Source organism: Corallococcus sp. CA041A (assembly GCF_003612075.1).
In the GTDB taxonomy this organism is placed as follows: Bacteria; Myxococcota; Myxococcia; order Myxococcales; family Myxococcaceae; genus Corallococcus; species Corallococcus exiguus.
Map to the genome: position 1 here is coordinate 52,712 of NZ_RAWF01000016.1, position 10,111 is coordinate 62,822.

The 10,111-nt window shown below is 70.8% G+C and carries 10 protein-coding genes; 2 read left to right on the plus strand and 8 right to left on the minus strand.

What is annotated here, in order from left to right:
* Positions 1-15 precede the first annotated feature (15 nt).
* From D7V77_RS05280 to D7V77_RS05315, 8 genes are all read right to left on the minus strand, one after another.
* Complete coding sequence (locus tag D7V77_RS05280; protein WP_120575170.1) at positions 16-2,856, minus strand: GAF domain-containing protein; 2,841 nt, start codon at positions 2,854-2,856, stop codon at positions 16-18.
* Positions 2,857-3,011: 155 nt separating this feature from the next.
* Positions 3,012-3,965 (minus strand): aldo/keto reductase, encoded by a 954-nt coding sequence (locus D7V77_RS05285; RefSeq protein WP_120575171.1) that lies wholly within the window; start codon positions 3,963-3,965, stop codon positions 3,012-3,014.
* Between the two features lie 32 nt (positions 3,966-3,997).
* Entirely contained in the window at positions 3,998-4,273 is a 276-nt protein-coding gene (locus D7V77_RS05290) for a DUF5985 family protein (RefSeq protein WP_167547796.1), read from the minus strand.
* Positions 4,274-4,291: 18 nt separating this feature from the next.
* A complete protein-coding gene (locus D7V77_RS05295) occupies positions 4,292-4,549 on the minus strand; it encodes a DUF5985 family protein (protein ID WP_120575172.1) in 258 nt (85 codons plus the stop codon).
* The gene (locus D7V77_RS05300; protein WP_120575173.1) at positions 4,542-4,949 is read right to left on the minus strand and encodes a hypothetical protein; all 408 of its coding nucleotides are present in this window, start codon (positions 4,947-4,949) and stop codon (positions 4,542-4,544) included. Before D7V77_RS05300 ends, D7V77_RS05295 begins: the two co-directional genes overlap by 8 nt.
* A 128-nt stretch (positions 4,950-5,077) precedes the next feature.
* Positions 5,078-5,899 carry a hypothetical protein gene (locus D7V77_RS05305; RefSeq protein WP_120575174.1) on the minus strand — a complete coding sequence of 274 codons (822 nt, stop codon included), beginning with the start codon at positions 5,897-5,899 and terminating at the stop codon, positions 5,078-5,080.
* Positions 5,900-5,930: 31 nt separating this feature from the next.
* Complete coding sequence (locus tag D7V77_RS05310; protein WP_120575175.1) at positions 5,931-6,320, minus strand: response regulator; 390 nt, start codon at positions 6,318-6,320, stop codon at positions 5,931-5,933.
* A gap of 14 nt (positions 6,321-6,334) precedes the next feature.
* Positions 6,335-7,807: an ATPase domain-containing protein gene (locus D7V77_RS05315; protein WP_120575176.1), complete on the minus strand. Its 1,473-nt coding sequence runs from the start codon at positions 7,805-7,807 to the stop codon at positions 6,335-6,337.
* A gap of 81 nt (positions 7,808-7,888) precedes the next feature.
* Between D7V77_RS05315 and D7V77_RS05320 the strand changes: the two genes are divergently transcribed.
* Together D7V77_RS05320 and D7V77_RS05325 are read left to right on the plus strand one after the other, a co-directional pair.
* Complete coding sequence (locus D7V77_RS05320) at positions 7,889-9,235, plus strand: short-chain fatty acid transporter (RefSeq protein WP_120575177.1); 1,347 nt, start codon at positions 7,889-7,891, stop codon at positions 9,233-9,235.
* A 138-nt stretch (positions 9,236-9,373) separates the two neighbouring features.
* The gene (locus tag D7V77_RS05325) at positions 9,374-9,877 is read left to right on the plus strand and encodes a hypothetical protein (protein ID WP_120575178.1); all 504 of its coding nucleotides are present in this window, start codon (positions 9,374-9,376) and stop codon (positions 9,875-9,877) included.
* Positions 9,878-10,111 lie beyond the last annotated feature (234 nt).

The window sequence follows — 10,111 nt, forward strand, 5'->3', positions numbered from 1 at the left end:
CGGCCCCGGCCTCCCTCACGGCTTCGGGGGAGGCGGGGGCCGCGCTTCCGCCGTGTTCCGGGGCAGCCGCAGCGTGAAGGTGGCGCCCTGCCCCGGCTGGCTGTCCACGTCGATGCGGCCGCCCAGCGCTTCGACAATCTGGCGGCTGATGTAGAGCCCCAGGCCCATGCCGCCGTAGTGCCGCTCGCTCACGGCGCGCTCGAAGCGGCCGAAGAGGCGCGGCAGCGCGTCCGCTTCGATGCCAATGCCCTCGTCGCGCACCTCCACCCAGGCCTCGTCGCGCGCATCCACGCCCGCGCGCACCGACACCGGGTGGCCGGCGCCGTACTTCGCCGCGTTGGAGAGCAGGTTCACCAGCACCTGGTCCAACCGCAGCGCGTCCCACTGGCCCGTCAGCGTGCGCGGCAGCTCCAGTTCGAGCGTGCACCGCGCCTGGGCGAACACGTCCCCCAGGCGCTCCACCGCGTCGCGCGTCAACTGCACCAGGTCCACCTCCGCGCGCTCCAGCGACAGCTTGCCCAGGGACAGCCGGCTCACGTCCAGCAGGTTGTCCACCAGCGCCGTCAGCCGGAGCACCTGCCGCTGCGCGGTGTTGAGCCTCCCCGTCACGGGCCCGGGAGTGCCCGCTGTCTCCAGCGCCCGGCCAATGAGGTTGTGCTGGAGGATGAGGCTGGTGAGCGGCGTCTTCAATTCGTGGCTCGCCACGGAGAGGAACTCGTCGCGCAGCCGCACCGCGGACTGGGCGTCGTGGAACAGGCGCGCGTTCTCCAGCGCCACGCTCAAGCGCAGCGCCAGCTCCTCCGCCATCGTCACGTCCGCGGCCTCCAGCGCGCGCTGGGGCTCCGCGGTGAACAGCGTGATGACGCCCAGCGTGCGGCCGCGCGCACGCAACGGCACCGACAGCACGGACGTGGGCGCCAGGCGATCCACCAATGCCCGGTGCTCGGCGCTCGTGGAGACGGCGTCGCAGCGATTGAAGTCCAGGGGCGACAGGAAGCAGACCTCCCCGGTGCGGAAACACTGGAGCGCCGGGTGGGCGGGCCCCCTGTCCGTGCCTCCCAGGGCCGCATGGAGCCGCGCGTCGTGCTCGGCCAAGCGGTGGGCCGCGGTCACCCGTCGCAGGGTGCCGTCCGGCGCTGCCAGGTCCACCAGGCAGCCGGTGGCCACGTGGTCCACCACCAGCCGCGCCACCGCCGGCAGCGCCTCCTCCACGTCGTCCAGGCGCAGCGCCAGCACGCGGCTTGCGGCCAGCAGGAGCTGCAGCCGCTCCTCGGCCGCCTTGCGCCGGGTGATGTCCGCCATGGCGCCGGTGAGCTCCGTCACCTTCCCGTCCGGTCCGCCGAAGGACTGTCCCACGCTGTGCAGCCAGCGCACGCCGCCGTCGCGGCGAATCACGCGGAACTCCAGCTCGAAGAAGCCCGGCGACTCGCGCTGGTAGCGTTGGAACTCCGCCTCCACGTGCGGCCGGTCCTCCGGATGCAGCCGCTCCAGCATGTCGCCCACCAGCACCGCCGAGTCCACCGCCGGCAGGCCCAGCATGTGGTTGAGCGCCGCGTCGCGCAGCTCCTTGCCGCGCACCAGGTCCAGGCGCCAGGTCCCCATGTCGCCCGTCACCAGCGCCTGCCGCAGCCGCTCCGTGCGCTCGCGAAGCGCTTCGTAGAGCGCGGCCCGCTCCAGCGCCTGCGCGCACTGGTGCGCCAGCGCCTCCAGGAACGCGCGCTCCTCGGCGGGGAAGACGCGAGCCTCCGGCCACCCAAGCAGCAGCAAGCCCCTCGCGCGGGTCTCCCCCCACAGCGGCACCACCGCGCGGGCCCCCGGCCCCTGGCGGCGCGCGAACTCCGCGCCCTCCGGGTGGCGTGCGACGAACTCCTCCAGCGTCCCGAACCACTTCGCCTCGCGCCGGGGGGCCGGGTCCGTCCCGTCCGGCGGCCGGGTGAACGACGCCAGCGCGTCTTCCGGGTAGCCCAACACGCGCAGCGGGCGCATGAGGCCGTCCTCCTCCAACGCCAGCACCGCGACGCGCGTGGCGCCGCTCGCCTCCCACACCTCACGCGCCAGCACCTGCGCCACCGCGTCCTCGGTGGCCGCGCGGGACAGGGCCGCCGTCACCGCCTGCAGCCGCGCCGTGCGTGCCTGGGCCTGACGGGCCTCGCCATACAGGCGCGCGTTGTCCAGCGACAACGCCGCCCGGCGGGCCAGCTCGCGCGCCAGCTCCAGGTCCTGCTCACCAAAGCGTCCGGCCGTACCGGACATCAATGACAGACTTCCCAGCACCCGCCCGCGCGCCACCAGCGGCACCACCATCACGGAGCGGCACCCCAGGCGCCACGTCTCCTCCAGGGCCGCGTTCCCCCGTGCCGCCGCCAGGAAGGCCTGTTCGGGCACGTCCGGGATGAGGCGGGCCTCACCGGTGCGCAGCACATGGGCCATGCCCTGCGAGCCGTTCTCCTGGAGGGCCCAGCGCTCCCCAATGGCATACACGGTGGGTACGAGCGAGGGGTCCCGGTGCGTCGCGGCCCTTCGCACCACCTGGTTCGAAGGCGTGACGACGTCCACCGCGCACCAGTCCGCGAACACCGGCACCACCAGCTCCGCCAGCTCGCGCAGCACCGTGGGCTCGTCCAGCGACGACGCCAGCACCTCACCCGCGCGGGCCAGGAACGCGAAGCGGCCCTCCTCCGCGGAGGATGACACCTCGCGCACACCTGACAGGGACACGGGCGCGACAGGCTCCACGGCGGCGGCCTCACGCGTGACGGCCTCGCCTCCGCTCCCGGACACGGGGACCCCGTCGTTCGCCGTCACGGCGGACGGCGGAGGTAGCTCGGTCGAAGGCTCGATGGACGATTCGGGCATGGAGCGCGGGCCACGGCGTCACGGGGATGACGCCTCACCAAAGGGACGTTCCGATAATGACGGCCCCCGACCGGAGACAAGCCTCCCCGGCCACCTGACTCCTGGCGAGTGTCCGGCAGGCAACCCGCCCGGCCTGCCTGCCCTCGCGCGGTGCCTCAGCCCGCCGCGACGTCCGGTGAAGGCGGGTTCCACCACACCGCCCCCTTCCCCTGGATGGCGGTGTGCGCCCGCTCCCGCACCGCCTGCATCCCCGCGGCGCCCAGGGGCTGGAAGGCCGAGGCCGCCCGCAGCGCGGCGCCCTGTTCGTTCGGGAAGCCCATCCCCATCAACATCACGTCCGGATCCAACGTCAGCGTGTATTGCACGCACTCCGCCACCGACAGGTGCGGCAGCATCGGCGTGTCGCGCGCCTCACCACCGGAGCTGACCTTGCCGCGCGGGCGCGCCTGGAGCGGACGTCCGTAGCCCTCCGTGTCCCCCAACAGCTTGCCCGCGCCGAACGTCTTGAAGGACACCACGCCCACGCCGTGCGCTCGCGCCAGGGGCAGCACCTGCTCCACGTAGCGCGCGTCCACGAACGGCCCCAGCGGGAACATCACCACGTCGCACCGCCCGGAGCGCACCGCCGCCACCAGCGCGTCCGGGTGGTGGCAGGAGATGCCCTTGAAGCGCGCCTGCCCCTTCGCCACGCACGCCTCCAGTTGCTCCAGCGCGCCGCCCGGCCGGGCCAATTCCTCCCACTGCGCCAGCGACTTCACCGCGTGCAGCGCGAACAGGTCCACCGACGGCAGGCCCAGCCGCCGCAGGGACGCCTCCACCTGCGGGGCCACCGGTGCGTCCAGTTCGTCCACCTTGTCGATGACGAACACGCCCTCACGCCGGCCGTGCAGGGCCTCGCCCACCACCTCCTCGCTCAGGCCGTCCTCGTAGCCGGGCGCCGTGTCGATGACGTTGAGCCCCGCGTCCAGCGCCCTCGCGAGCGTGGCGACCAACTCCTCGCGCGGCACCGTGCGGTCCGCCAGGTCGCCAATGCCCACCGCCGTCGCGGTGAAGCCCGTGCGCCCGAGCGCGCGGCGCGGGGTGAAGCGGGGAAGCGATGTCGTGGTCATGAAGCAATCCTCCCGTCAGGAGGAGCAACATCTCACCGCGCCCCACGTCCCGCGCGGTTCTTGTCCCAGATGGCTCCCAGGATGAGCAGGTAGGCCATCAGGCGGACGACATACAAGTAGTGGATGCGCTCGGCGTCCAGGGTGGGCGCCAGCAGCGCGCCCAGCAGGTTGTGGACGCCCATCAGCGTGAAGGCCAGGGAGAACAGCGCGAACAGCCGGTCCTTCGACTGGAGATAGAAGCGCAGGAAGAACAGGGCGCACGCCAGGTACGCCATCAACACCGCGCCATCGAGCAGGATCTTCATCATGGCGTCCCCCCCATTGCGTCAGGACACGTCCCAGATGAGGCCGAAGAGCAGCACGCCGGCCCCCACCAGCGATGTCACGGTGCGCTCCAGCGACAGGTCGCCCGCGGGGATGAGCACCAGGTCCACGAAGAGCAGCACGTTGTTCAGCGTGAAGGCCGTGAAGCACAGGCCGCTGTAGAGCAGCAGCTTCATCCGCGTGCGCCGCCAGGCCCGCAGCAGCAGCACCGCGCACGCCAGACTCGTCAACGCGCACAGGATGTAGACCGCCTCAGCCATGTCCGTCGCCGTCCTTGTCCTTCTTGATCACGAACGCGTCCGCGAAGCCCCTCACCCTGTCCATGGGGCGTGAGAAGATGAACGAAATCACACTCACGCGCCGCGCCGAGTACGCCATCGCCAGCTCCGCCGTGGCCTGCACGTCCTCCGAGCGGCCAGGGCTGAAGCGGTAGGCGTCCTCCGCCACCCCATCCTGGAGAAGCAGCCCTCCCGTCTTCAGCTCCGCCATACGGCGGGCCGCGGAGGCTTCGGTGATGCGCAGCTCCAGGGCCACCGACGACGCAGTCCACGCCCGCTCCGTCCGGGCGCGAAGCAGGAGGAGCACCTCCAGCTTCTCGATGGAATCGATGTGCGTCGTGAGGAAGCGCTGGACCCGTGGTGAAAGGCCGGCGTCAGTCACGTCTCCACCTATGGACCTAGATACTTTGTGAATCAACCTTTCTATTGGGAGCGGTTGTTCACAGTTACACACGAGCCTGGTCGCCTGACTGGTCAGGGTGCGTCACGCCAGGAGCCCCCTGATTCCGCCTAGTTGCGAACGCGAGGGGCAGGGGCGCGGACGCGGACGTCCATGCGGGCGTCGCCGGCCACCATGCTGCTCAGGGCCTCTGGTTGGGCCGGGGAAAGGCGGGCCACGGCGCGCAGGGCGGCCACCAGGATGAGGGCCTCCAGGCTGGAGGGCACCGCCAGCCCCTCGGGGCCGGCCTTCACGGGCAGGGGCAGCCGGGGGGCGCGGCCGGCGGAGGCCAGCGCGTCCACGGCGTAGGCGGGGCGGGCCTCCAGCGACACGGTGATGGCGGGCAGGGACTGCGCCTCCTTGTCGGCGCCGTGCACCTGGAGCTCCAAGAGCCGCCCCAGGGAACCCGGGGACAGGTAGAGGGCCAGGCCCGAGGGACCGTCGTCGTCGCCGTGGAAGACGCAGCCCTCGTAGGTGTGCTCGTGCGCGCCCGTCACGTCCACGGTGAAGGCCTGGCTGTCATCCCAGTGCGTCCAGGGCTTCGCGTCCCAGAACTCGGTGGCGGCCTGGACGAAGAGCAGCGCCTTGTCGCTGCCCAGCCCGGACACGCCCATCTGGCCCCACGCGAGGAAGGTGGCGATGGCCGCCCGGGCGGAGAGCGCCGCCAGGGACGGCGGCGCCACGGACAGGCCCAGCGCCTCGGCGGCTTCCGCCAGGGCGGGCTCGCATGACACCTGGGAGGGCTCCAGGCCGGCGATGAGGGCGCGCACGCCAGAGAGGTCCGTCTGTTCGAAGACGGGGGCGGACGGGTCGCCCGAGTCACCGATGCGCAGGTAGACGCCGGTGGTGCCCACGGAGAGGGGCACTGGACCCAGCTTGAGCAGGTGGAACATGGCGGACCCTCCGGGCACGCGGGCTTTCGCGTCACCCTCCCAGGACGCGAGGGTTCGCGTCCAGGGCCCTGCGGACCATCTTCATCAGGGCGCGGATGTCGAACGGCTTCTGGAGGAACTCCATGCCCGGGTGCAGGCGCTTGAGGCCGCTGACGTCCACGGCGCTCATGCCCAGCACGGGAATCTGGCGCAGCGTCGGGTCCTGCTGGATGCGCGCGATGAGCGCGGGGCCGTCCAGCACGGGCATCATCCAATCCGTCAGCACCAGGTCCGGCTTCACCTCCGCCAGGCGCTCCAGGGCCTCGCGGCCATGGGACGCCGTGAGCACGCGGTAGCCCTCCTCCCTCAGAAGGTCCGCGAGCGCCTCCAGGATGCCCTGTTCGTCGTCCACCACCAGCACGGTCTCGGTCGCGGGAACCACGGAGCCTCTGGGGGTCAGGAGTGGTTGCCCGGGAAGCGAGCGATGCCGGTGAGCAGCAACTCGGGCGAAGGCTGGAACGGCGGCTGGATCTCGATTCCCTGGGAGGTGATGAGGAACTCGCGCAGCGTCGGGTCGTAGTCCGCGTCCCGCAGCTTGAAGATGGACAGCAACCGCCTCAGGCGGCCATTGAGCTCCAGGTGGCGCATGAACAGCAGGTTCTCCGCCACGCCGGACAGGCCGGTCCCCAGGGGAACATCCATGTCCGGGCCGAAGAGGCGCGGCGTCTCCAGCGTGAAGACGGTCGTCACCCCGTGGCGTCGCAATTCCTGCGTGAGCGCGGCGAAGAAGGGGCTGATGCGCGCCGGCTCGTGGGTGGTCTCCACCATGGCGCTCAGGCCGTCCACGAACAGGCGCTTCACGCCGCGCCTGCGCACGTCCTCCATCAGCGTGTGCGCCACCAGGTCCAGGTTGCACTCGGCGGGCATGTTCCACTGGAGCACCAGCCGGCCGTCCTTCACCGCGGTGCCCAGCGACAGCCCCACGTTGGCCGCCTTGTGCATCAGCCGGTCCGGCCCCTCGTAGAAGCTCACCATCAAGCAGGGCTCGCCCAGGCGCAGCCCTTCCGCCAGGTGGCTCACGCCGAGGATCGTCTTGCCGCAGCCCGGGGGCCCCATCACCAGCGTGGTGGACGCCGCGGCGAAGCCCTCCGGAATCATGGCGTCCAACGTGGGCACGCCGAAGCGCACGCGCTGCGTGCCCCAGTCCGGCGGCTGCGAGCGGCTGACCATCGTCTCCAGGCGGGGGAACACCTCCAGGCCCGACTCGGAGATGCGGAAGTGGTGCGAGCCGTTGAGGCTGGCGCTGCCGCGGAACTTGCGCACCTGCAGTTCACGCCACGAACGCATGGCCGCCGTGCGCTCGCGCAGCTCCAGGATGCCGTCCACCATGGTGTATTCCGGGTGCACGGTGGGGCCCACGCTGCTCGTGAGCAGGAGCGCGGTGAAGCGGGACAGGCCGGCGGACACCTGGAGCTCGTGGATGAACTTCTTGAAGTCGCGGCTGCTGCCCGCGGCCTCCTGCGCCTGCACCAGACCGTCCAGCACCAGGATGCCCGCGCCGTGGTTGCGCATCTCCCGGCGCAAGAGCTCCAGCAGGCCCGGCAGCCCCTGCTCCTCCAGCATGCGGAAGCCGCTGACGTAGTAGATGCGCTGGGGCAGCTGGGACGCGTCGAAGAACGCCATGCTGCGCAGGTTCGCCAGCATGCGCGAGTGCGATTCGGCCAGCAGCGTCACGTACAGACAGCGCGTGCCCTGTTGCGCCTGCGAGTAGCACAGCTGGTTGGCGAAGATGGTCTTCCCCGCGCCGGGCTCCCCCACCACGATGTAGACGCCTGAGGCCACCAGGCCACCGCCCAGGATGGGATCCAGTCCGGGAACGCCTGTCGCGATGCGCTCGAAGACGGGAGGGTGCTGCTCGCTAGGGGACATGGCGACCGCTCATACCGTAAAACCCGGGGTGTCGCCCTGGGAGATTCGCGCCGGGGCCCCTTGCCCCCTGGAGCCCCCACCGTGGAAACCCTCGTCCGGTTCGCCGAAGGCCTGGGCCGCTTCTCCGCGCGCTTCGTCCCCAGCGCCTTCGCCATCGCGGTGCTGCTCACCCTGCTCACCATGGCGCTGGCCATGGGCTGGGTGGGCGCCTCGCCGCCGGTGGTGCTGGACGCGTGGGGCGGAGGCTTCTGGGAGCTGCTCACCTTCTCCATGCAGATGGCGCTGGTGATGTTCACCGGCTACCTGCTCGCGCTCACCGCGCCGGTGAAGGCGCTGCTGGAGAAGGTGGCCAGCCTGCCGAAGAGCCCCCGGAGCGCCACCGCGCTGATGGCGGCGGTGTCCATGGCGCTCGCGTATTTCAACTGGGGCCTGTCGCTCGTCGCCAGCGCCATGCTGGTGCGCTTCATCGCGCGCAGGCGTCCGGACGTGGACTACCGGCTGCTGGTGGCCTGCGCCTACTTCGGCCTGGGCGCCACGTGGCACGCGGGCCTGTCCGCCTCCGCGCCGCTGCTGGTGGCGACGCCGGGGCACTTCCTGGAGAAGCAGCTGGGGATCATCCCCATCGACCGGACGCTGTTCTCCGCCTTCAACGTTTGCCTCACGCTGGCTGCGGTGGCGCTGCTCACGGCGCTGGCGTGGGCGCTGCATCCGTCTCCCGAGCGCACCGTGCGCGTGGAGCCCGCGGTGCTGGAGAAGCTGGGAGACTTCGTTCCGCCGGAGAAGCCCAAAGGGCGCTTGAGCCCCGCGGAGTGGCTGGACCACGCGTGGCTGCTCAACACCGTCTTCGGGGTGCTGGGCCTGGCGTGGTTCGCGCGGCACCTGTGGCTGAACGGCGGATGGAAGGCGCTCAACCTCAACGTGGTGAACTTCACCTTCCTCACGTTGGCGGTGCTGCTGCATGGCACGCCCGCGCGGCTGCTCAAGGCGAGCGAGGAGGCCGCGAGCGTGCTGCACGGCATCGTGCTCCAGTTCCCGCTGTACGCGGGCATCTACGGCATCTTCAAGGCCACGGGGCTCACGGACCGCATCGGGGAGCTCTTCGTGTCGCTGTCCACGCAGCAGACGTTCCCAGCCATCGTGTACCTGTACAGCGGCGTGGTGAACTACTTCGTGCCTTCTGGAGGTTCCAAGTGGGCCATTGAAGCGCCCTACCTGCTGGACGCTGCGGGACGGTTGGGCGTGGCGCCGGAGAAGGTGGTGCTGGCGTACGCGTGGGGCGACATGGCCACCGACCTCATCCAGCCCTTCTGGGCGCTGCCGCTCCTGGCCGTGGCGCGGTTGGAGTTCAAGGACATCCTCGGCTTCCTGCTGGTGGCCTTCCTCGCGTACCTGCCGCTGGTGACGCTCGGCTTCTTCCTGTTCGGGTAGCGCGGCGCGGCGTCCCCGGTGCGAAACCCTGGAATCCTGGACTCGGGGAATGATGCGGGATGTTTCATGGTAGACAGGCACACCAAGGGGCCGGACGTGGGCCGGCCGCCTCCAACATCAACGAGGGGACCCCAAGACATGAAGAGCCTGATCAACGGAAGCGTGCTGTGCGCGGTGCTGGGTGTGGCGGCGGTGGCCGGAGCGCAGGAGGCGGCGGCGCCGGCGGCGGAGTCGGTGAAGGCCCCCAGCGCGGACGCGGTGCGCGACACCTGGAACTACTTCTACAAGGGCCAGGGCCAGGGTCCCGTGCTGGTGGAGGCCAAGCTCTGCACGGAGGTGGCCAAGGACGGCCCCAACAAGTACGAGTGCACCGCCGAGGTGGGCCCCGAGGGCGTCAAGGCGAACACCACCGTGATGCTGTGGCAGAGCTACCTGGTGCCCCAGGGCGACTCCATCGAGGACATCACGGTGCAGGTGAAGCAGGGCGCCACCGTGCGCGAGACGAAGGACGTGAAGGTGAAGGGCGAGGGCTGGCGCGCGCGTCAGTGGACCGGCGTGCGGCTGCCCAAGGCCGGCGCGTGGACCGTGACCGTCATGCGCGGCGACCAGGTGCTCAAGGAAGTGCCGGTGAAGGTGCTGTAGGCCTTCATCCCGTCCAACAGATAACACATACATCGACGCCCGCCGGGGAGCCCCGCGCGGGCGTCTTTCTTTACCGGCCCTCCTCCCCGAGGTCGGCAGGAATTACCGGCCGACGAACAGCAACCCCACCCTTGTGACGGGCTCCCCGCGACTTCCGCCGAGGGAACACCCTGGCCAGGACACGTTGGCCGCGCCCTTGCAGTAGGGCTTGTGCGCGGTTGAAGGGCGGGGGAG

Excerpts from the sequence above, each read along its gene's own strand:
- D7V77_RS05305 (WP_120575174.1), bottom strand. The coding sequence starts at position 5,899 with ATGTTCCACCTGCTCAAGCTGGGTCCAGTGCCCCTCTCCGTGGGCACC.
- D7V77_RS05280 (WP_120575170.1), bottom strand. The coding sequence starts at position 2,856 with ATGCCCGAATCGTCCATCGAGCCTTCGACCGAGCTACCTCCGCCGTCC.
- D7V77_RS05295 (WP_120575172.1), bottom strand. The coding sequence starts at position 4,549 with ATGGCTGAGGCGGTCTACATCCTGTGCGCGTTGACGAGTCTGGCGTGC.
- D7V77_RS05325 (WP_120575178.1), top strand. The coding sequence starts at position 9,374 with ATGAAGAGCCTGATCAACGGAAGCGTGCTGTGCGCGGTGCTGGGTGTG.
- D7V77_RS05290 (WP_167547796.1), bottom strand. The coding sequence starts at position 4,273 with ATGATGAAGATCCTGCTCGATGGCGCGGTGTTGATGGCGTACCTGGCG.
- D7V77_RS05285 (WP_120575171.1), bottom strand. The coding sequence starts at position 3,965 with ATGACCACGACATCGCTTCCCCGCTTCACCCCGCGCCGCGCGCTCGGG.
- D7V77_RS05315 (WP_120575176.1), bottom strand. The coding sequence starts at position 7,807 with ATGTCCCCTAGCGAGCAGCACCCTCCCGTCTTCGAGCGCATCGCGACA.